The 21,998-nt window shown below is 46.9% G+C and carries 15 protein-coding genes and 1 CRISPR repeat array; of the genes, 4 read left to right on the forward strand and 11 right to left on the reverse strand.

What is annotated here, in order from left to right; genetic code table 11:
- Window positions 1–27: 27 nt before the first annotated feature.
- From ACFQZE_RS14190 to ACFQZE_RS14215, 6 genes are all read right to left on the reverse strand, one after another.
- Window positions 28–1,038, reverse strand: a complete 1,011-nt coding sequence (locus tag ACFQZE_RS14190; RefSeq protein ID WP_379358005.1) for a phosphotransferase enzyme family protein — start codon at window positions 1,036–1,038, stop codon at window positions 28–30.
- Window positions 1,039–1,167: 129 nt separating this feature from the next.
- Entirely contained in the window at window positions 1,168–1,473 is a 306-nt protein-coding gene (locus ACFQZE_RS14195; protein ID WP_379358007.1) for a hypothetical protein, read from the reverse strand.
- A 261-nt stretch (window positions 1,474–1,734) separates the two neighbouring features.
- Window positions 1,735–2,274, reverse strand: coding sequence for a hypothetical protein (locus ACFQZE_RS14200; protein ID WP_379358009.1), 540 nt, complete (start codon window positions 2,272–2,274; stop codon window positions 1,735–1,737).
- A gap of 1,336 nt (window positions 2,275–3,610) precedes the next feature.
- Window positions 3,611–4,579: direct repeats of the CRISPR family, unit length 33 nt; unit sequence ATTTCAATCCACACACTCCGCAAGGAGTGCGAC.
- Window positions 4,580–4,966: 387 nt separating this feature from the next.
- Window positions 4,967–5,770 carry an undecaprenyl-diphosphate phosphatase gene (locus ACFQZE_RS14205; RefSeq protein ID WP_379358011.1) on the reverse strand — a complete coding sequence of 268 codons (804 nt, stop codon included), beginning with the start codon at window positions 5,768–5,770 and terminating at the stop codon, window positions 4,967–4,969.
- A 235-nt stretch (window positions 5,771–6,005) separates the two neighbouring features.
- Window positions 6,006–6,266, reverse strand: a complete 261-nt coding sequence (locus ACFQZE_RS14210; protein ID WP_379358013.1) for a hypothetical protein — start codon at window positions 6,264–6,266, stop codon at window positions 6,006–6,008.
- A 252-nt stretch (window positions 6,267–6,518) separates the two neighbouring features.
- Window positions 6,519–10,691 (reverse strand): NHL domain-containing protein, encoded by a 4,173-nt coding sequence (locus ACFQZE_RS14215; protein WP_379358015.1) that lies wholly within the window; start codon window positions 10,689–10,691, stop codon window positions 6,519–6,521.
- A 244-nt stretch (window positions 10,692–10,935) separates the two neighbouring features.
- Between ACFQZE_RS14215 and ACFQZE_RS14220 the strand changes: the two genes are divergently transcribed.
- Complete coding sequence (locus ACFQZE_RS14220; RefSeq protein ID WP_379358235.1) at window positions 10,936–11,946, forward strand: NAD(P)/FAD-dependent oxidoreductase; 1,011 nt, start codon at window positions 10,936–10,938, stop codon at window positions 11,944–11,946.
- Window positions 11,947–12,008: 62 nt separating this feature from the next.
- Here the strand turns inward: ACFQZE_RS14220 and ACFQZE_RS14225 are convergent, their stop codons facing one another.
- Entirely contained in the window at window positions 12,009–12,656 is a 648-nt protein-coding gene (locus ACFQZE_RS14225) for a helix-turn-helix transcriptional regulator (RefSeq protein WP_379358017.1), read from the reverse strand.
- Window positions 12,657–12,997: 341 nt separating this feature from the next.
- Here ACFQZE_RS14225 and ACFQZE_RS14230 point away from each other — a divergent pair, with 341 nt between their 5' ends.
- Both ACFQZE_RS14230 and ACFQZE_RS14235 read left to right on the forward strand, forming a co-directional pair.
- Window positions 12,998–13,609, forward strand: a complete 612-nt coding sequence (locus ACFQZE_RS14230) for a superoxide dismutase (protein ID WP_379358019.1) — start codon at window positions 12,998–13,000, stop codon at window positions 13,607–13,609.
- Between the two features lie 383 nt (window positions 13,610–13,992).
- Window positions 13,993–15,144, forward strand: a complete 1,152-nt coding sequence (locus ACFQZE_RS14235; RefSeq protein WP_379358021.1) for a hypothetical protein — start codon at window positions 13,993–13,995, stop codon at window positions 15,142–15,144.
- 77 nt (window positions 15,145–15,221) lie between these two features.
- On the opposite strand, the gene ACFQZE_RS14240 is transcribed toward ACFQZE_RS14235, so the two are convergent.
- The gene (locus ACFQZE_RS14240) at window positions 15,222–18,602 is read right to left on the reverse strand and encodes a fibronectin type III domain-containing protein (RefSeq protein WP_379358023.1); all 3,381 of its coding nucleotides are present in this window, start codon (window positions 18,600–18,602) and stop codon (window positions 15,222–15,224) included.
- A gap of 264 nt (window positions 18,603–18,866) precedes the next feature.
- Window positions 18,867–19,370, reverse strand: coding sequence for a hypothetical protein (locus ACFQZE_RS14245; protein ID WP_379358025.1), 504 nt, complete (start codon window positions 19,368–19,370; stop codon window positions 18,867–18,869).
- Window positions 19,371–19,601: 231 nt separating this feature from the next.
- Here ACFQZE_RS14245 and ACFQZE_RS14250 point away from each other — a divergent pair, with 231 nt between their 5' ends.
- The gene (locus tag ACFQZE_RS14250; protein ID WP_379358027.1) at window positions 19,602–20,009 is read left to right on the forward strand and encodes a VOC family protein; all 408 of its coding nucleotides are present in this window, start codon (window positions 19,602–19,604) and stop codon (window positions 20,007–20,009) included.
- Between the two features lie 136 nt (window positions 20,010–20,145).
- Here the strand turns inward: ACFQZE_RS14250 and ACFQZE_RS14255 are convergent, their stop codons facing one another.
- The gene (locus ACFQZE_RS14255) at window positions 20,146–21,738 is read right to left on the reverse strand and encodes a discoidin domain-containing protein (protein WP_379358029.1); all 1,593 of its coding nucleotides are present in this window, start codon (window positions 21,736–21,738) and stop codon (window positions 20,146–20,148) included.
- Entirely contained in the window at window positions 21,735–21,989 is a 255-nt protein-coding gene (locus tag ACFQZE_RS14260; protein ID WP_379358031.1) for an acyl carrier protein, read from the reverse strand. Before ACFQZE_RS14260 ends, ACFQZE_RS14255 begins: the two co-directional genes overlap by 4 nt.
- Window positions 21,990–21,998 lie beyond the last annotated feature (9 nt).

Consider the following 21,998-nt stretch of genomic DNA (forward strand, 5'->3'; position numbering starts at 1 on the left):
TTCCTCATTCTTCATTTTGGAATCCCGTTATTTCAACTGAAATAGTTCCGGCAGTGATTCCCATTGGTCTTCAATCCAGTGCATCTCTTCCACAAACCGCGCCAATGATTCACGCAGCTCGCTTTGCTCCCGAACTTCCGTACGCAGCCACCAAATCGATTCAATTAAATAGATGAGACGGAAAGCACGCGCAAGGATGTCTGGCGATATAAATCTGTGCTCCCCGTATCCCGCCATAAAAGAGTGAACATTTGCGAGCTGCAATTGTCCATTTTTTAACGCCCCGGACAAAACGCATCTTGCCAAATCTATTTCAGGATAAGCGACCGCCATCCGGTCAAAATCGACAATTCCGGCTACGCCCCGCGTTTGCAGAACCAAGTTGTCCACCCACAAATCCCAATGCAGCCATCCTACCGGAGACGAATCAAATTGGCGAAAATCTAGCGAATTCACAATCTTCTCTGACCGCTGAAGCCATTCCAATACCGTTTCGTCGCTTGCCTCCTGCGCTTTCTCTTTATTTGTTCTCCACTCGTCGAAATAAGCATCCGGGTCCGGCTTCCAAGCCTGCTCCTCCAGTGGTGCCGCCGTCTCCAGCCATTGGTGCATTCGTCCCGTTGCTTTGCCTAGACTGTACATCTGCTCCTCGTTCATGCACCCGGCCTTCACCGTATACCCGTCTATCCAATTCTGCAACGTATAATAGGAGCCTTTTGCTGTGGACAATAGGTGTTGCCCTTGAGAAGTGTAAATGGCTGAGCAAGGAACGCCCGCTTCGTGAAGTCCCTGTTGAAACTTCAAAGTGCGGTCAATACCGGCTCTTCTATCGGGATGAAACTGCAAGCTGTAACGATTTGGATGGTAAAACTTCAAAAATAGCGGTCCGCGATTGGTTTCGAGTTTCCATTTTACATTTAAAAATCCTTTGTCTATCGGAAGAGCCTCCAGGACGGATAGGGAGAACCGTTTTGCTAGATCCTGTGCAATTTCTTCAGCCAGCCTCTCGCGCAGGTCATCCTGATTTTCATTCGACACGCTTCGCTCATCCTTTCGAATGGTGGAATCTTTTTGGAGGTAGCCTTTGAAACAAAAAACATCCCACGCGGCCAAAGAGCCTTAAGGATGTTCCCTTTTTGTAGCCACTTTATTGTTCATTGGCCCGAACTAGTTGTTAAACAGGAAGATCCACAAGATCGGCACCACCCAAAGAAGCGGGATTAAACCAGCAATGACTGCACCTTTGAAGCTCCTTCTATGATAGAAAGCCCAGCTCGAAATGACGGATACTAATAAAACAATGGGATAAACCCATACATAAATAATCATCGACATAACGGGCAGGTTGGTAAAAATATCAGGGGAGGTAAACATCATAAACGACATTAAGGCTGTGATGAACCAAAAGATCGTAAATACGGCGTATCCTGTCTGAGTTAGAATTAATAGCAACGCCACTTTTCCATTTTTCACTTTTTGCGGGCTCCTTTTTTTGGTTGTGGTGGTTTTTTTCAAAGGATGCTTAATGCTCTAACATTTTATTAATTCACTTACTTGCAGGAGACTGGAAAACAGGCCAAATGACAGAGGTTCTTGCTCAAAAGAATAGGTGTTTTTCTTCTTCACATATTATTGACGAGTTAATGATTATGAAAAGGGGATGTCATAAAAATGACATTCCCTTTGTTTTGATGTGGTTGTAGTATGGAGAAAAAATCATCGAAGTTGGCACGATCATTTTCCACTAGAAAATATGATACTTTCTTTTTCATCATAAATGACTATATGAGAGGAGTTCCTTTTCACTCCCTTTTCTGATTCTCTAGAATAGGGAATAATAACACCTTTTCCTTCTAACTTTTTTCGGACGCTGCTGCCATCATTTAAAACAACTTCAATTGTAGACGCTGATTTTATCAGCTCTTCGTCATTGATATAAACGGCAATAAACGGATTGCTACCGGTCGCTACTCCTGATGTAAAAACAGGAGGAAGATTCCCATCAAGGTAACTTGCATTAGCCATTTGATCTTGAATAACCCCATCTTTATCTTTATATAGCATGTGATATCCAAAGGCCATATCATCCTTATATAGTACTACGGTAAGATCTCCAATCTTCTCTCTTACGACCTCTTTGATTTTATTATCAACTATATATGATTTTACTTCATCATCAGTCAAGGGTGTAATCACAGCAGGAATGGATCTTGAGCAACCGCTCATTATTAATATTACCAATACAAATATAAGCACTGATAGTTTTATTTTCATTATTAACTCCTCCATTATTACCAAATGTGGCCATGAATAAGATTTTTCATGGCCACATACTATCATTTTTTATACTATATTTAGTAGAAATCTATAGTTGATTGAGGTCGATAAATGATTTTTTGTCCATTCTTTGTGATATAGATATCCGCAGTATCAGTTATATCTGCATCAGTCACTTGACCGAAAGGGGTGGACCAGGTCACCTCATTTTTATATCTCGTCACAGTCAATTTCCAGTAATCACCACCCGAATAGGGTAGTGAAGTCCAAGAAGTTATATTTCCAAATTTTTTCCCATTAAGGTAGGGATCCAATATTTATGTTTTAGCCCGTAAAAATCCAATACTTTTATTTCAATCTACACACTCCGCAAGGAGTGCGACATCGATCCATCTTCATCCATGAAATCCAACTCAATTTCAATCCACACACTCCGCAAGGAGTGCGACTTAATCATACAAGGCCCTGAGGGACAAAAGCTTATTTCAATCCACACACTCCGCAAGGAGTGCGACACACAAGCACAAAAGCTTGTCTGGTTTAATGAGATTTCAATCCACACACTCCGCAGGAGTGCGACCAGCACCGCCATGGTTTTTTCCCACCGTTGCCTATTTCAATCCACACACTCCGCAGGAGTGCGACACCTACTGATTGTCAATGGTGACAAGACAGTAAATTTCAATCCACACACTCCGCAGGAGTGCGACAATGGAGTTCATACAGGCAAAGATCAGTGAGCTGATTTCAATCCACACACTCCGCTGGAGTGCGACACCTCGATAAGGGAGCGACTAAACATGACAAAAATTTCAATCCACACACTCTGCAGGAGTGCGACATCGATGAAGCTCTGATAGTGGATCAAATGGCTATTTCAATCCACACACTCCGCAGGAGTGCGACGATGAGTCCCTTGCAGAGATTTATAACCAACTCAAATTTCAATCCACACACTCCGCAGGAGTGCGACCCGTTGCTGGCGGCTTTTTTCTTTGCCTATAAACATTTCAATCCACACACTCCGCAGGAGTGCGACGTATGTGGTTGGTCAAGTACCGTCGGTGCCAAAATTTCAATCCACACATTCCGCAGGAGTGCGACTCGGCTCCAGACCGAGACAACCGTTCCATTCCGATTTCAATCCACACACTCCGCAGGAGTGCGACGTTGTGTTTAAAGTCGTGAGATTGCCATTGCCAATTTCAATCCACACACTCCGCAGGAGTGCGACGCTATGACGTCGTGTTGATCGCGCAGCATGATCATTTCAATCCACACACTCCGCAGGAGTGCGACTATGACGATTGCTTTTACAATGGCAAAGGGGGGAATTTCAATCCACACACTCCGCAAGGAGTGCGACGGATTCAAAATTATGCCCATTGTGCTGTTCTTCGAATTTCAATCCACACACTCCGCAAGGAGTGCGACTTCGCGGACGTATGGGAACTCGCTTGAAGATCGCATTTCAATCCACACACTCCGCAAGGAGTGCGACGTCTATATATGACCACTCAGGCTGCTGCTTAGTATTTCAATCCACACACTCCGCAAGGAGTGCGACTGGCGATCCGGCGGCAAACTTCTGCCCATAAATAATTTCAATCCACACACTCCGCAAGGAGTGCGACCGGGTACATGGAATATGACGACGGAAGTGGGTGATTTCAATCCACACACTCCGCAAGGAGTGCGACGTGGAGTCGGCTTTTTTTCGGGTGTCTTGCCCCCATTTCAATCCACACACTCCGCAAGGAGTGCGACCTTAAACCCGACAAGTCCGCTATGGTCTTCTGCATTTCAATCCACACACTCCGCAAGGAGTGCGACTTGTAGTTTTAAAATATGCATATCGTCGAAAATATTTCAATCCACACACTCCGCAAGGAGTGCGACCCGGGATCGAATCGGTTTCAGCAAAGTTGAAACTATTTCAATCCACACACTCCGCAAGGAGTGCGACTTAGTACTGCCTTTACCACAATTGGCGACATTATCATTTCAATCCACACACTCCGCAAGGAGTGCGACCCTTTAAAAATTGTTCAGCAATATCCTTTGAGTCATTTCAATCCACACACTCCGCAAGGAGTGCGACATAGGTGTTATCACTTGACCAAAAATTAAGCCTGATTTCAATCCACACACTCCGCAAGGAGTGCGACAGGTTTAAATAAATAAAAGAATCAAGCAAGGAGAGATTTCAATCCACACACTCCGCAAGGAGTGCGACACCAATTCGTTGTAACGCAACCCCACCAACCAAATTTCAATCCACACACTCCGCAAGGAGTGCGACAGCGATTTTATGACAAAATCGCCCCAAAACTATAACAAATTCAAAAGAAATCGTACACTTTTGAATCAAAAGCCACTTCTCCAACGATTAAAGCGCCCATAAAACCGCCTAAACGCCCTTTTTCCTGGTGCGAATCCCCCTGCATTTTCATGTGAGCTTCACATTCGCACTCGCATTCGCACACCCCACTCACCTTGCATCACTAGCCATAACTATTCTCTTCCCAGTTTACATTACACTCAATAAACTGTCATTATCTGTATCTCACTTCAACAGCCAGCAAGCCCCTCTCCCGACCACAAAGCCACAAAAAAACAGCAGCTCCAAACCCACTCTCGGGCTTAAAGCTGCCGTTCTCATTCACTAACTAGTCACTATCTGGCTATCTTATTTAAAAACGATAAAATAAATCACCGCGGCCAAAACGAACCGATAAACCGCGAACCATTCCAAGCGTAAACGCTTAATGAGGTTAAGGAACGTTACAACGGCAATCATCGCTACAATAAATGCAGTGACGAAACCGATCAAGAACAGAACCAGGTCGTCTGAAGTCAAATAGTCGCGTGCGTCATAAAGGTCAAGAATAGTTGCGCCCAGCATGACCGGCACCGAAATAATAAACGTAAAGTCAGCCGCCGCTTTCTGGCTTGTCCCGAGCAGCAAACCGCCGGAAATCGTCGCACCGGATCTGGAGAAGCCCGGCCACAGCGCCAAACATTGGAACAACCCGATGCCAAAAGCCTGCTTGTACGTAATATCATCCGTTTCTTCCGCCGTGACTGTACGCTTGACCCTCGACGCAACAATCAATAGAATACCGCCGAGCACCAAGCTGATTAATACAGGCAGCGTACCGAACAACGTCCCTTTAATGAAGTCTTTTAGAAGCAAATACACCACAAGTGCCGGAATCATGGCCAGAAACATATGGGTGGCATTCAGCTTTTTCTTAGCCGAAAAATTGAACTTAAGCATGTCCTTCAAAATACTCATATACCGTTTCCAATACAGAATCAGTACGGCCATAACGGCTCCCAGCTGAATGACGATTTTAAACGTTTTGGCGGCCTCGCCCTCAAAATTAAGCAAATCCCCGGCCAAAATCAAATGTCCCGTCGACGATACAGGCAAAAATTCCGTTAACCCTTCGATAATCCCCAATATAATAGCATTAATAAAATCTTGCATAGGTTCAAAATCCGCCTTCCCGAAGCAATCTAGAGCATCAGCCTAAGCTGGCCACACCCTTTACTAGTTTAAAATAAAACCATACTCAGAAGCAATCGAATCGAGTTGCAATCTCTCTATTCAATCTTACAAGTTTGTCACCTTATTTATTCCTATTTTCCCACCATCTTATAACAAAAGAAAAAGAAGAGCGCCGAAGCACTCTCTTCCTCCCATACTTCTATTCAAGTTTAGATTACCATGTGATCCAGCCACCGGTACGTCGATGCTTGCCCAACAGCTCGTATTTCTCAGCTCGGAGCAGTCTCTTCATTTTCGTTCTAAACAACCGATAACTTGATCTTTTTACCTCTGTGCACTCTTTGTCGAAGTGAACCGCTTTTAGCCCTTTACGAACCTCTCTTAGCTTTTCTCTTCGAGGGTTCTTGCCACCCAGCTTTCTCGCCCAACTATGATGATCGGCTCCCGCTAGAAGCAGCATGTCTTGCTTTTCCATCTTCATCCCCGTTGCGCCGGGTTAGATTATGGCATTTAGCCATTAGAATCGACACAACTAATAGAAGAAGATTTTCGGATTGAACACATTGAACAAGCTCAAATGCTCAGTTCCCCCTTAGCGAGTATGCCCGTATCGTACCATTTTTTAATACCGTTTAATAGAGGTTGAGTAAATGGAAAATATATCTCTGGAACATAAGAAGAAGAGCCCCAAACAAACAGGGACTCTTTCGTAAGTGCATCTCACAAACTATTTCAACGGAACAAAAACCTCTCCCGCTGCTGTTTTTTCACCTGCCGCATGATCCGTGGAAGCTTCTAAAATATGGCCGTATGCCCAGTGGCTCTTCGGCACATCCCTCCACTTTGGTTCAGCGCCAGTTAACGGACCTCTGTCCAGCAAACCGTTGAAGACAACCGCAGCTTCGGCTCGCGACACCTTTTTGTTCGGGCGGAACGTACCGTCCTTGTACCCGTTTACGATTCCGGCAGCTTGCGCTTTTGCGATAAAAGCTTGAGCCCAATGCCCTTCCGTATCTGCAAAGCCTTTGCCGCTTCCCTCGCTGCCAAGGTCAACGAGTCTGGACGCCACGCTTGCCAGCTCCGCTCTGCTTACCTTTGCCTCCGGTCTAAAGCTGCCGTCCGGATACCCGACCATTAGCCCCATTGCCGTCGCTTTCACGATGGCCGCTTTTGCCCAGTGCGTTGTTTTAACATCTGTATAAGCCCCTACTGGCTGCTTCTCCTCTTTATCGAACAAACGTGCCAATATGGATGCCAGCTCCGCTCGGGTCAAGCCATTTTCTGGCCTGAACTCTCCATTTGGATATCCTGACAAATAAGCTTTATGAGCCGAGCCATTCGGCGAAGAAGACTTCCAACCTTCGATATGAACGATAGCAAAGGTGCTGAATTTGTTGACGGTAAATTGGAGGCCTCGTTGCCCCTTGCCGTCATACGGAACCACTTCTCCTTTTATCAACTCTTTTGTGCCATCGCTATGCTCAATGTATACACCCAGTTCCTTCAGCTCAGCTTCGCTCAGCGTATGGTCGCCGAGCGGCAGAACGAGTGTCACCTGACGGCTTTGCATATTGGTTTCGATTGTCATTGGACGGCCGACTATGGAAACCTGCTCTTCTCCCGCTGCCGCCTTAACCGCCTGCTCAAGAATCGCTCTGCGCTCTACTTCCTTGCGCTCCGACTCTTGCTTGATCGGCACAAGACGGAAATAAAAATCTTGCGAAGCGCCTTGCAGAGAAGCTATCGGTATCATGATTCTAGCATTTCGGGTTTGAAGCTCTAAATTTACCTTGTTTTTGGCCAGCAGTTCCGCTGATGCTTTCGGTATCGATACATTCAGCTCCGCCACTTCATCCTTCGAATCGGGAATAACGATGACCGCCGAATCCGATCCGGCCGCTTTCAACTGGTCGACCGTCTTGCCCGCTTGCTCGGCATTAAAGACGACATTGTCCCTCTTCTGTCCGTTTGGAAGAGTCGTACGCTCGATAACGGCAGTGGAGACAACCGAGCCGCTATCCGCTTTTCCATCCTCCACATTAACCGTAATCTTCTCCGGTTGCGGCGTCGAAACTCCGCCGCCGCTGCTGCCGCCTGGAGACGGCCACTTCGCAAACAACGTTGTATTGGACGTACCCATAGCAAATGTGCTGCCGCCCGTATAGCCGGTTCCCGTTCCGTCCGCCTTCGTATTCCAGCCTGAGAAGGTGAAGCCGGTTTTCGCTAGAGTGCCCGAATTGTCATGCACATGAACAGTCGCTCCCGGCTCATAATACACGCCTCCGGCCGGAATACTTCCTTCCGTACTGCCGTTTCCGTCGTAGGTTACGCTGTATGCGGCGTCAACCAGCTTGCGCACGCGATGATTGTCATTGTCCGCAATGTACACATTCCCGTTGCTGTCCGTCGCCACTCCAATAGGAGTATTCAAATCCGCTTGAATGGCCGGTATGCCTTCGCCCGAATACGATTCATTCCCCGATCCGGCATAAGTAAGAATGCTTCCGGTCTCCCCATTCACTACCCTGATCCGGTCGTTTTCGGTATCGGCTATCAGCAGGTTGCCGCTCGAATCGAGCGCAAGACCTTCCGGCTTGTCCAATTGCGCTGCTGTTGCAGGCCCGCCGTCGCCGGAGAAGCCGGGTTCTCCGATCCCCGCGACTGTACTAACCAGCCCCGTCGCCCCGTCTACTTTTCGAATCCGGTCATTTTCATAATCTGCAATATACATATTCCCGTTGTCATCGATTACAATTCCGCGAGGATAATCAAACTGGGCTTCCGTAGCCGGTCTGCCGTCTCCCGCATATCCATGATCCCCGTTTCCGGCTACGGTGCTGATGATCCCTTCGCTGTTCACCTTGCGAATGGCGGAATTGAAAGTGTCGACAATATACAAGTTTCCATCCCGGTCCAGCGCCACACCTGAAGGTCCGTCTATTCCGGCATCCGTAGCTGGACCGCCGTCTCCCATATAATCGAACTGTCCCGATCCTGCGACCGTGCTAATCGTTCCCGTTGCGGCATCAACCATACGAACTCGTCCATTTTCACTATCCGCAATATATACATTGCCTTGAACGTCGACAACGATTCCGCGGGGACTATTCAATTGCGCTTCTGTCGCCGGTCCATCGTCTCCCGAATAACCTTCCTCTCCGTTGCCGGCAATCGTATTTATGATCCCGGTAACAGGGTTGAATTTGCGAACAACATGATTGCGAGTATCCGATATATAGACATTGCCCCTGTCGTCCACAAAGAGGTATTCCGGATCTCTCAGCTGAGCCATTACTCCCGCTCCTCCATCGCCAGAATATCCTCTGCCTCCTTTGCCAACAATCGAAATGATGGTTTTCGGCATATCCGTCACAATCTGCATCACAGCAAACTCGATATCTGCCATTTGATCCGACGACACTTTCAACGTTGCCTTATAAGTTCCTGCTGGAAGCCCATCGACAGCCGTAACCGTAAAATGGGCAAAAGGGATCGAATCGTTCAAAGTGGATGAAGTAAGCGGCGTTATCGTAAACAGATCGGCATCCTCGCCGCTGATCGAAACGGCAACGCCAGTCAGCTCTCCCCTCCCCATTTGGGTCAATTGAACCGTCTTCGTTTCTTGAGTACCCGAAGCGTAGCCGATCGGAAGCGGATTCAGCCCTACGCCAGCCAATTCACCCAACGAATAGTCTTGAAGAGTATACGTCATGACGGTTGGTACGCTCCAATTCGAATGATTCAGAGAAGCCAAATAAAGCTTGCCGTCCTCGGCCACCAATTTATTTGAAAATGCATATCTATCCGTAAAGCCGGAACTGCCTACAAGCGCCCAACCAGTCGGAAATGCAGGTGAAATGCCAACAAATCTCATGACTGAGGCTTCGTCAAAGTCTTGCATATTTCGGTATGCGACATAGGGTACCCCGTTATCCACAGCAAGCGACACATCTTTCACTTCACTGTTCGCCAAACCGGGGACGCCGACCATCTCCCATTTCGCTTCTTCCGGTGCCAATCTGCTGTTATATTTCATAACCGCAAGTGTAGGGGAGCCGTTATCATCTTCAAAAGTATACGCTACATAATAAACTCCGGATTCGACGGACATCGAAACTTCCAGAGCTTTATGATCTGTAAAGCCTGCATCCCCGATTGTCGCCCAGTCGCCGTAACGGTCCGCTTTTTTCACCGTCACTTTTCCGTCCGCATCTCCATCGCTGTAAGCCACTACCGGATATCCGCTGCCGTTGACATAAAGCGAGATTTGAGATGCATCACCGGAAAACTGATCAGAAGGCTCGCTTTTCCAAACATCATCGGCAGGCTCATAGAATCGAATAAAACCTTTTCCATCCTCCTGATAAGAAATGATCAAAGATCCATCATTGGAAGATATAGATACATTATCTACGGCACCGCTTGTAATCCCGGTTTGACCAAGCCGCCGCCAATCAGGTGTCCCGCTTCCATCATCCACGTACGACATGACCACAACCTGGCTGTTCTGATTTGCGTCTTGTTCCACAAAGGCAACATATGGCTGCCCACTTTCCACATAAAGCGAAGTATCGGCAGCCGCTTCTTCCGAAAAGCCGGGACGACCAACAAGCTCCCATCCCGATGGATGGCCCCCCGACACTCCTGTATATTTCATTACCGTTACTTTTCCCGCCAATAAATAATCGCTAAAAGCTATATAAGGAACTCCATCCTCCACAAAAAAGGAAGAATGATTGACCACGTCTTCCGTAAATCCGGGAGGCCCCAAGCTTTCCCATCCGGTCGAAGATGCAGCATAGGCCTTGGTTCCGCCGCCTGCCATCCATCCCGGTAAACCGCTAATAAAAATAAGCATAGCCAAAATCACAATACCGGATTTTTTCCATACTTTACTCATCAACATACCTCCTTGTTGTAAAAAACATTCATGAATTTTGACTGATTTCGACTTAATTCTACAAAAATTCACTGAACAAACACTGAACGTCCCTTGCATTTGCAAATGTTTTGCCGGCTTCATTTTATATACTAATTATATATTTATGTTGAATAAATAGCCGAGGTTGACTATAATAACGTCAAACAGACTTTAAACCTATAGATATAAGCTGGAACAAAAGGAGAGAGCCTCTTTGACGACAATGACATCCGAGAATACAAATTCATCCCCTCTTACAGATATTACGATTATTGGCGGAGGCCCGGCAGGCATGTTCGCCGCGTTTTATGCCGGTATGCGCCAAGCCAGCGCCAAAATTATCGACAGCATGCCCCAGCTCGGCGGTCAGCCGATGGCGCTTTACCCCGAAAAATACATTTACGATATCGCCGGATTTCCGAAAGTGACCGCAGCCCAGCTCACGAATCAATTAATGGAGCAAATGAGTTTGTTTCCCACCCAGGTTTGCCTAGAGGAGAAGGTGCTTCAAGTCATCAAACATGATGAGCGTCATTTTGAAATCGTGACGGAAAAAGGGGTTCACTTCAGCAAAGCCGTTATTATTACAGGCGGAGTTGGGGCGTTCGAGCCTCGCCGTCTGGAGCTTGAGAATGCAGCCCGATATGAAGGAAGCAGCCTCCACTATTTCGTGAAAGACTTGAACCATTACAAAGGAAAAAAGGTGGTTATTAACGGAGGCGGAGATTCGGCCGTCGATTGGGCGCTGATGCTGGAGCCGATTGCGGAGGAAGTAACCCTCGTTCATAGGCGGGACAAGTTCCGCGCGCATGAGCATAGTGTAGAGAAGCTGATGCAGTCCAAGGTGAACATCGTCACTCCTGCGGAAATAGCCGAATTGCATGGAGACGACAACGGGGGGCTTAATGGCGTAACCGTCACTTTTGCCAAAACGAATGAAGGGAAAACGATCCCCTGCGATGCGCTTATTGTCAATTTTGGTTTCGTTTCCTCGATTGGCCCTATTTCTGAATGGGGGCTCGATATCCAAAACGGTTCGATCGTCGTCGATACCCGGATGGAGACGTCGATTCCCGGCATTTTTGCCGCTGGAGACATTACAACTTATCCCGGCAAACTTAAGCTGATCGCGGTCGGCTTCGGAGAAGCCCCAACTGCCGCCAATAACGCCAAAGTTTATATCGACCCCTCCGCCAAGCTGTCTCCGGGCCATAGCAGCCACATGAAGCTGTAAAGCACTTTCCTAGGCGGCCCGTTAAAATAAAAAAAACCAATGAGATTTTCCGCCAGAAAATCTCATTGGTTTTTTCTTTTTTTAATGGAATAGGTGCATCTTTGTCCGCCTTTGGCCAGACATTCCGTTCGGGATACATCCGCGTCCCCCAGCAAAGCTTCAAACAGTTCCAGCTCGCATTGGCAAGCATGCTGGTATTGGGTGGCCACCTGCTCAATCGGGCAATTATGCTCCTTCAGCAAAAACTCCTCTTCGCTTAGCTGCTCCAATTCCACCATATAGCCGTTTTCGTTTTGGATAGCTGCGAGTGCGGACACCCGGTCGGCCATATGCTGCCCTTTCATGCTTTCATCGTATTTCTTCAACATTTTATGTTTACGGCCGTCAAACAATCGTTCAACCGCTTCCTCGCCGAAATGATCTTCAAGCTCATGAAGCAGCTCCAGCGTCAAAGCATGGTACTTGCGGGGAAAGAAGCCTTCCGCTTGTTCTGTCAGCGTATAGACCGACGTCGGTCTGCCCATCGATTGCCTAATTGTCTTTGGAACAATGAGATTGTCCCGCTCCAGCGATTGAATATGTCTACGGACGGCCATAACGGTAATTCCCAGCTCTTCCGTCAAGTCTTTAGTGCTAAGCGCCCCTTTTGTCTTGAGAAGCTGAAGGATATATTCTCTTGTGGATAGCTGTCCTTGGTCTGTTTTGGTCATTCATCCTCACCGTCCGCCAATGTGTCATCATCATAAATCGTTCCGCGCCGTTCTTTAAGCCACTTCTATCATACCATGTTCAAAGCCGATGCGCGTCCCCGAACATACATTCATGTTTTATTATACTATTATATATAATATGTCCGATATTGCCACTCGGTAACTTTTAACTGATCGGTTCGCCGCAGAGGCGTTCCTTTTTTCAACTCGCAGACATGTCTGCGAAATCCTCTTCCCGCCCATATTTTAAACTTATTATATATATATGTTGATTAAATAGCGAAAATCCGTTATGATGAAAAAGAAGAAACTAAAACCCGATTGAAGCGGAGGAATCGACTATGACTCATCAACTGCCATCGTTGCCTTATGCTCCTAATGCTTTGGAGCCTCATATTGATGAACTGACAATGACGATCCATCACGGACGCCATCATAACGCCTATGTAACCAACCTGAATGCCGCATTGGAAAATGCCCCTGAATTTCAAGGCAAATCGGTCGAAGAGCTAATTGCAAACCTTGACTCACTGCCGGAATCGATCCGCACAGCGGTTCGCAACAACGGCGGAGGCCATGCCAACCACAGCTTGTTCTGGGAAACCATTGGCCCGAATGCCGGAGGCGCGCCAACCGGAGCGCTTGCAGAAGCAATCGAACGTGAGCTTGGCGGCTTCGAAGCTCTTAAAGCGGAATTCGCTAAAGCGGCAACAACCCGTTTCGGCAGCGGCTGGGCCTTCCTAGCGGTAGTGAACGGCAAATTAAAAGTATACAGCTTGCCAAACCAGGACAGCCCGGTTATGGAAGGCGAAATTCCTCTGCTCGGCCTTGACGTTTGGGAACATGCCTACTACTTGAACTATCAAAACAAACGTCCCGACTACATTGCCGCGTTCTGGAACATTGTCAATTGGAACGAAGTTGGCAACCGTTACGAAGCTGCCGTTAAATAAGTTTTTGCGAAATTAAATTTCCACTTGCATATAAGGACTACAGCTTAAAGAAATTCCTCACACAAACAAAGGGATCGCTTCGCCAACCGGCGAATAAGCGATCCCTTTGTTTTGCAGCCTCCATTGATTAGCCCTCCTTTATCGGGATATTTCGTCAGTTTCCGCCAACCCCCTCCTCGTACGATGTCAATTTCGCTCACACCCAATCTTAATATAAGGACTATAGTCCTGAAATATTTAATATCCGAAAACACTCCAATACAACAGTATAATAAACAAAATATACCATCTAATATATTTACAAGGGAGCAAATGGATTATATGATAGAGGTGGAAGAAATTAGGTTGATATAAGATACACTATTATAAAGGAGAAATTTTATATGAAGTTAAAATTAATAAAATGGTCGTTAGCCTTTTCATTAGGATTGGCGTCTGTGTCTTTAAGCCCAGTTAGCGCTTCTGCGGGTCTACTCAACAATGGAGGATTTGAAACTTATGTATCAGGTTCGACAGCCAGTGATTGGTATTTTGATTCTGAAGGCTATCCAGCCACTTATACATCGGAGATCGTTACAACCCCAGTGTCTGAAGGCATGTTTGCTCATAGGCTTTCTCAAGATGGAGTAACAAAGCTCGGGCAATCCCTATCCATAGACAGCAAATCTAAAACAGGTCTTCTTGTTGGCGGGCAAAAAGTAAGGCTCTCGTTTGATGCCAATATCCTGTCCATGGTAGCGGCTGATTTAACTCCCTCCATCAAATTTTGGGCAACGGACGGCACTTATCTAGGGAAGCTGGGCAAAGCCTTTACAACTCCGACCACCGGATATAGTTTGTTGCAGATTGATATTGAAGTCCCGGCAGGCACTTCAAAATATTCCATAGAATTTGAATCCGAGATCACAGCAGATGGAGGCTACTATAATCTATACATCGACAATGTTCATTTGAGAATTCTTGACAAAACTGAGGATACAGCAAAAGTTGGCGTAGTAGGAGGAAACCTGAAATTTAGTACAGCTTCAGGGTCATTCTGGGATGTCAGACTAAATAACGATTCGACTCCACTAAATTCTTCTATGACCACGACGGCCAACATTATTGATGATCGGGCAACTGGAGACGGATGGTCTATGAAAATCTATGCAACAGACTTCCTTAGCGAAAACTTGTCCGATCCTACAACTAACGGCACAGGAACATTTGTATTAAGAATACCGGTTTCCAGCACTCTTAAACTAGAAACTTCCAGTGTAGTGCATTCGGCAGGTCAGGCTATAGATCCCGTAAACGGTCCAATCGCTAACAGCTTTACGGTAAACAACTCGAGCCAAACCGTAGTAAGCGCACAGCCAGGTTTCGGTATGGGGGCTTATAAAGTTCCAATCACTTATACTCTGACTTTGCCTAAAACTTTAGAAATCGTAAGTCAAACAGGGACAGGAAGCAAATTTAAAGTTGGCGACTTTGTAGGTACTCGTTCAGGTTTTTACACCGCTACGCTTAACTACACAGTAGGAACGGGTCTATAAAGTAAAGCTTCAAAAAAAATGACGGTGCGAAGGAGTGATCCTTGCACCGTCATTTTTTGGTTTTGGCGCGCGCTCATCTATAAGCTGGTATTGCCCGTATCCCTCACTTGATAGCTGGCTCCCGGATGGTGAATCCCTTTTGTATAGGCCACCTGCTTCAAAATGTTATTCGAGAAATAGGAGTCCGCGCATGTGCTCAGCGTAATGTTTCGGTTGTGCCCTTTGCCGTCAAAAAAGTTGTTGTATATTCTAAAGTTGGCCGCTCTTTCGTAAACGAGCAAATTCGACCGGTTAAAGGTGTTGTCGAAGAGCGCCGTGCTGTTGCAGCCGCTAAAAATAATGCCGCTCGGAGAATTAAACGTATTGCCGCGGCAAATGTCGCCGATCGACAATTCCCAGCCATCCTCCCAATCGATATCGCATGCCGGCATTCGCTTGCCGTTTCGAGAGAACGTATTGTTCTCAATGACCCAGCCCCTTCCACCCGTCATTGCAAAGCCGCAGCTGTTGTTGTCTTCAATCGTGCAATTGCGGATAAAGCAATCGACAGGCATGAGGAAGGAGCGAAGCATAGCGACCGCGTTAAAATCATTATCTTGACTGGAAGGCAAGTTTTCCTGGTAAATAACGATTTTGGCATAATATGCGCCCGCAGGCTTGTCATACACATAAAATTGCATTCTGTGCATATGCGCCTCGATAAAATAATAGTCTTGATCATACCAGTAAATGCTGTACAGTCTGGATCTCAAATGAGGGTAGTTAAAGTAGCCTTGCGTATAGCCAAGAGTGTAATTGTCACCCAAAGCGGATACATTCAAATAATTAATGTTCCTAAAGGTCGCCGTCAGCACGCTATCATCGTTAAATCCGGTAACGGGATCGATCTGGCCCGCTTGCCAGTTCGTTCGACTCGGATGTCTGCCAGGCTGATCCGTTCCTCGAAAATTGTTCGCCGTAATGTTGAAGCCGGGCGATTTGCTGATCGTGCAATTTTCCAGCCCGGATTTGTACGCTTGGTCGAACGTTACGCTAATGCAGGTTTCATGGGCATCCCCTACTTGCGCGACGGATTCATTTTCACCGTACAAATGCATATTTACGATTTTCGTATGAGACACATTGGCGAAACGAATCATGACATAGCCCGTTGGGCTGAGACTGTTGGGCGCAATCCGAACGGTTGCGCCGCTGAAATCGATAACCATATAGGTGGGGAGAAGAAGCGTTCTCGCTTCGGGGGTAACTAAATATTCGCCTAATGGAAACACCACTTTTTTGTAGCCGTTCAGATGGGCGTAATCCATTGCGGCTTGAATGCCGTTAGTGGTGCTCATTGCGTGGGTCCCATCGTTATGAATGCCATAGTTTTGAATAGGAACTTCATAAACCTCCGAAGGGGCGATGGTTATGCCGGCGGCCGCAACGACGGTGACGACAAAACTTTTGGAATACGTTTTGGAATAGTCGTAAGCGGTAATGGTCGATTGGCCTGCGGCGATCCCTTTCAACACTCCGAAATTGACGGTGCATACTTCCGGATTCGACGATTCCCAAACGACGATATTGTCATTGTATACATCAAAGGGCAGCGTAGTGGCGAGCGCCGAAAAGCTTTCTCCCACCTCCAAAGTCGGGACGGTCCAATTGAGCGAAATGCCGGAGATGACTCGCGTCGAGGCCGGTGGAGGAGTCGTATTGGCGCCAACCTTCACCCTAACGAATTTTTGATGAATTTGCCCATTCACTATCGATTTGACCGCAACTTCCGTCTCACCGTTATGAATGCCGGTCAACAATCCGGACGGACTTACCGTCACGTAACCGTCATTGCCGGTTTCGAAGCTGTTTTCGAGCAATGGAGTATAGTGCGAAGGACTGGCGACTACTGTAATCAACCGGCTTTCCCCCGTATTCAGAGCGACTTCTCCAGGAAGAACGGATACCGAATAAAGCGGCTCATTTTGTTTCAGCGCTTCATATTTAGACAGCACCTCTTCGTTCGTCAGAACCCGATTGTAGATGGAAAACGATTGAATCGTGGCAGGCGTTGTATTCAGCGCAATCTGATTTCGTCTAATAAAGAGCGGACCTGCGCTGAGAAGATTGGCATAGCTGGCGAAATCGGCAGCTTTCAGTTTTATGGCACTTGGCCGTCCGTTAATAAGCATGTCGGCTTCCCCATTAGGATGGAATCTCACCGTCACAACATTAAGCTCATTAAGCGGATTAAGAGTATCGATAATATTGCGATTGCCTCCCGGATTTACAAACCAGAAAAACAGATCGCCAAACGCTTTTTTCGTCTGATCTGCCGCTATATATTGATAAGTGGAAGACGCAGAGTTGCCCCTTACATAAGCTCTTAAGGTGGAAGATTCATTTCGGAAAAGGATGCCGTTCACGTCATAAGCCGCAAATTCGAACGTCGCTCCTTGCTCATTGAATTTAACGAGCTCTTGGAAAGCCGGCGTATGGAGCGGCACGGAAATATAGTCGTTCGTCTCCAAAGTAAGACCACGCTGATCCAGCCAGCCGTCGCTTCCCGAATGAGAGACGTTGACTAGCGTACACGGTATTTGCTGCACCGTATCGTAAACCGTTGAATTCGTGGTACCCGCCATGTTGTTCAAAGCGAGATGAAAGATGAGATTCGAAGGCGCCGCGATCGGCAAGGTTGTAAGGTCAAGCACGGTTTCTGGCGAGGAGCCATATTCGTTGAGGGCCACGATTGAAAACCGGTATTCCGTGTTCGGCTGCAAGTTTTGGGCCAAATACGAAATGCCGCTCACTCCAGTCGCGAGTAGAATTCCATCTTGATAAAGGCGGTAGTGCGTAGCATGCTGCGCAGGGGTCCACTCCAGCTTAACGGATGTTTGCTCCGTTTCCGAGGCTTGGAACTGAACGACTGCGCTCGGCAAAGCCGCCGTCTTGACCGTTAGGCTGCTGCCGGCCGATGTTCCAAAATCATTTCTGGACTTCACCGTCACCGCATATTCCGTATTCGGCTGCAAATCGGTCAAACTGCAAACCGTATCGCTTGTATTTGTAAGGAAAACACCATTCACAGCAACATCGTAGCTTAATGCTTTCGAGGCCGGAGACCATGCCAGTCCTATTGCCGTAGGCGCGACGCTCGTCATATGGGGATTGCCCACCTCATCCGCTAATAGGCTTTGTTGAATGAGCTGGCGAATTTTGTAGGCCGACAATGTAGTCGTTGTGCTTTCCAAATGTTCATCGTTAATGATTCCTTCATAGGCCGCAGTAGGGCTGTATAAAGTCCAATACATTTCGTTCGATAGAGGGTGTCCCGAATGGCTGTCGGTCAAGCTGACGTAATAGCCGCCCCCGTCCTGGACGACATCGCCTCTGTAATAAATAGCGGTGACGCTGTATTCACCTCGTTGAACTTTGTTCGATTCAATGTATCCTTCAAAATAAAGCTTGTCTTTCATATGCGCCTTCCTCTCCCTTACTGTAGTAGTATGGTTTGGCTTCCCATGCCGTTGCCTCTGACAGGAGACGTTTTGCATTGTCCTAAAGGCCGATTTTCGCTATGCGCGCATACAGTATCACACTTTTGAGCCCCCTCGCCTTTACCTATAGATGAGAACATATGTTCTCATCTATAGGTAAAGGATATCATGGATCACTCCCCGAGTGCTCCCCATACTGCCCCCAAAAGATCCGCCGTTCTCGCATTCAATCGGCTCTTGGTGCTATTCGCCAGGAACCTCCCAATCGAGCAGCCCCCATACTTTCAGCGTCCGAGCGACGGACATCATTCCATCATGAATTCTCCGGTCGATCGTAGAGCTTTTTCCGCCACGTCTCATTGAATATAGCGTTTCCGAATAAGAGTATCCTTTTAAATAACGTAGAGAAATCGCCTGTCTGCCTTCCTCATCGCCGATAATCGAGACCGCTCTTTCGATGGCCGCGCATACAAGCTCGCATTCTACCGCCATGCGCCGTTGGTTTTGCGCCAAACGAAACGCGCTTACCGAGGTAATGGCATACGGCTTGTCTCCGTCCGATCCCGAATGAAGCTTGTCCTCGTCGGCCAATGCCGGAGTCCGCTTCTGCCCGTCGCCATGAGCGACAAAGTCATCTACCACAAGCTTCAGCTCTCTGTATTTCCGCAGCAGCTTTTGCGCTTTTTTCTTTTCTTCCTCGGTAGCTTTTGTCAGGCAGCCCATTACCATCTCCACGTTTGCTCTCATTCAAAATCGCCCTCCATGTACAATATTCTTGTACTCCATATCTCTATTTTAAGTACAAGATACTTGTACGTCAACCTTTTTATTTACTAAAATTCCTTTTTTTTATTCAAAACAGCAAACCGTAAGAAATATGCCTCGTCCATGTGTGGTAAGCTAATTCTGTTGCATACTAAGCCCGTGGGGGCAAGCTGACCCTGTATAAACAGCGCTCAAAAGAAAGGGTGTTCCATTATGGGAAAATTGAAGCCATACCTCATTTCAACCGATGCGAGAACGCAAGGCGAGTTTTATACCGTGGCGCTTGAGGGAGAAATTGTATCCGTCCTTACTCATGAAGAAGCGATGGGCGCGCAGCATGAATTTAAAGATAAAGTGATGCATATGTGCATTTCCGTCGCAGGAAACAACAACATTTTTCTTGCCGACGCTTTTGAACCTGTTGTACAAGGAACCTGTATTTCTTTGTCCATTGAATATGAAAGGGAAGCCGAGGCCGCCGCGGTTTTCGCAAAACTTGCAGACGGCGGACAAATCAAACATCCTTTCGAATTGCAGCCATTCGGCATTTATTACGGGGAGCTGCTCGACCGTTTCGGAGTAAGCTGGATGATAACGGCCCCAGCCCCGGCAAAGCCATAACGGCGGAACCGTATAGACCTCGAACAAGAGATAAGCGATATTCACCTCAAACAAGAGATACCCGACATTAGCCCCAAACAAGAAGAAGCGTTATCAAGGATGATCTCCCTGACAACGCCGCTTCTTGTTTGCCATTTTACTTAAATACAGAAAATTGATATAAGGAGCTGCCGTATTCGGTGCTTCTTTCTTCGCACAATAGCCGGACGTAACGCCCGCTTCCATTTAAATCGCCAAACTCTTCTATCCCGCCCTGTCCTTTTTTAACTTCAGCCAGATCGGTCCACCGCTCTCTATCGAGAGAGCTTTGAATCCTGTACTTGGAGGCAAAAGCCGACTCCCAAACGATTAGAACCTTTGCAAAAGTCGTATCTTGCTCCAAGTCTACATAAATCCACTCACCGTCCCGGTACGAACTGCTCCACCTAGATAAAGAGTTGCCGTCCACCGCATTGGCAGCGCCGGATTCCATATTTTCGTCGGATGAAGAGAAAGCCGGCTTACGAAGCGCTAGGTCCACAAAGGTAGAAGGAATCTCAATGTGCAGCGTATCGCTTGGCTCGGATGCCCTTCCAAAAATATTTTTGGCGGTGATGGTGATAGAGTTGTGTCGGCTGGGCTCGGTTTTAATCTTGGCGCTATTGGTGGAAACCTGCTCCACAAGAACGGAATGATTAAAAATGTCATAACCGATAACCGGCAAATCAGACAAGGCGTCTTCCCATGTTAATACAATATCGGTTTCGTTTAGAAGCGAATAGTTTACATTCCCGGGCCTGCCTATTTCCCCTTCATTTAATGCGGCAGCCAGAGTATCCGATTTCGGGGATTGGCTAGAGCTAGAGCGGAGAAAATAGGATTCCAATTGCAGCATTTCATTAAAAAGCGAAGTAATATCTCCGCTCAAGCTGCCCACAATTCTCGCCTTTACCAGCTTATTTTTAATGACTTCGGCCAGTTTCGAGATTCGGAGCAGCATGCCGACGGACGCTTCATCCCCGTCTATCTGGAAGCTTTGCAAATAAACCGAGGTCAAATAGCGGGAGCTGGCGACAACATCCATAAACTGCTCGATTGGAATGATTTCCTCCGCCGATAACGACGGATCTTGAACCTTATCAAGCAAATAAGCGTACCCTTCGGTATTGTCTGTAAGGTTTGCCATCCACCACTTATACAAATGATGATACCCGTTCGTTTTTTCTACCGCTTGACTTGCCGCCGCCATATCCGTTTCATAAGTGATCATATACTTATTCTCAATATCCGAGTGGTTATAGCTATTGCTGATAATAGAGTAATCGTATTTCATGTTTTCATGCAAATCATCGCTCAGCTCAAACTCGTTCGTAATCTCATCATAACGATTAAGCTGAATAAAATGAGCGCCTTCTTGCGAAAATTGAGCATAATGAGGCAAATATCGTTTGCTTATGGAAAAAAAGACCGGTTTGTTTCGGCTCAGAGAGGATTGTACAAATGAAAACCCGCTTTCAAAATCGGGGAAAGCATCCGTCTTTTCGACCATTTCCAAAAGCCTCAAATCGTCGAGAGTTTCGCATACAAACTCCCAGCACTGCTTTTTGTCCACAATCGTCTGCTTAAAAATGTCATCTATACTTTGATAGGCGTTAAAAAGCAGCGCCTCCACCGGCAGCCCTAGCTGCTTAAAGTAGTTGAATTGTATCGCTTTCCCGCAATCGAACATTTTTAAGTTGCTGCCGCTCATTTCGTTTCCTCCCAGGACAATGGCTTTTTCGCCTCTGCATACTCGCACAAATCCTGTACCGTTCTAAACCGGTCTATAAACAAATCCTCATCTTCAAATTCAATGGAAAAAGCCCTCTCCATCTCCACCACGATTTTGACAAAATGAATCGAATTGACCCCAATGGAGCCAAGCGCTGTTTCCGCTTGAAGATCAAGTTTTTTTTCCAAAACTCCCTCTATGATTTCAGCGATTTTCCCAGTCGAATCCATGGTTTCCTC

Origin of the sequence: Paenibacillus sp. GCM10027627 (genome assembly GCF_042675505.1) — a bacterium.
In the GTDB taxonomy this organism is placed as follows: domain Bacteria; phylum Bacillota; class Bacilli; order Paenibacillales; family Paenibacillaceae; genus Pristimantibacillus.

Excerpts from the sequence above, each read along its gene's own strand:
- ACFQZE_RS14240 (WP_379358023.1), bottom strand. The coding sequence starts at position 18,602 with ATGAAAGACAAGCTTTATTTTGAAGGATACATTGAATCGAACAAAGTT.
- ACFQZE_RS14210 (WP_379358013.1), bottom strand. The coding sequence starts at position 6,266 with ATGGAAAAGCAAGACATGCTGCTTCTAGCGGGAGCCGATCATCATAGT.
- ACFQZE_RS14220 (WP_379358235.1), top strand. The coding sequence starts at position 10,936 with ATGACATCCGAGAATACAAATTCATCCCCTCTTACAGATATTACGATT.
- ACFQZE_RS14230 (WP_379358019.1), top strand. The coding sequence starts at position 12,998 with ATGACTCATCAACTGCCATCGTTGCCTTATGCTCCTAATGCTTTGGAG.
- ACFQZE_RS14200 (WP_379358009.1), bottom strand. The coding sequence starts at position 2,274 with ATGAAAATAAAACTATCAGTGCTTATATTTGTATTGGTAATATTAATA.
- ACFQZE_RS14245 (WP_379358025.1), bottom strand. The coding sequence starts at position 19,370 with ATGAGAGCAAACGTGGAGATGGTAATGGGCTGCCTGACAAAAGCTACC.
- ACFQZE_RS14255 (WP_379358029.1), bottom strand. The coding sequence starts at position 21,738 with ATGAGCGGCAGCAACTTAAAAATGTTCGATTGCGGGAAAGCGATACAA.
- ACFQZE_RS14250 (WP_379358027.1), top strand. The coding sequence starts at position 19,602 with ATGGGAAAATTGAAGCCATACCTCATTTCAACCGATGCGAGAACGCAA.
- ACFQZE_RS14225 (WP_379358017.1), bottom strand. The coding sequence starts at position 12,656 with ATGACCAAAACAGACCAAGGACAGCTATCCACAAGAGAATATATCCTT.
- ACFQZE_RS14205 (WP_379358011.1), bottom strand. The coding sequence starts at position 5,770 with ATGCAAGATTTTATTAATGCTATTATATTGGGGATTATCGAAGGGTTA.
- ACFQZE_RS14260 (WP_379358031.1), bottom strand. The coding sequence starts at position 21,989 with ATGGATTCGACTGGGAAAATCGCTGAAATCATAGAGGGAGTTTTGGAA.
- ACFQZE_RS14215 (WP_379358015.1), bottom strand. The coding sequence starts at position 10,691 with ATGAGTAAAGTATGGAAAAAATCCGGTATTGTGATTTTGGCTATGCTT.
- ACFQZE_RS14235 (WP_379358021.1), top strand. The coding sequence starts at position 13,993 with ATGAAGTTAAAATTAATAAAATGGTCGTTAGCCTTTTCATTAGGATTG.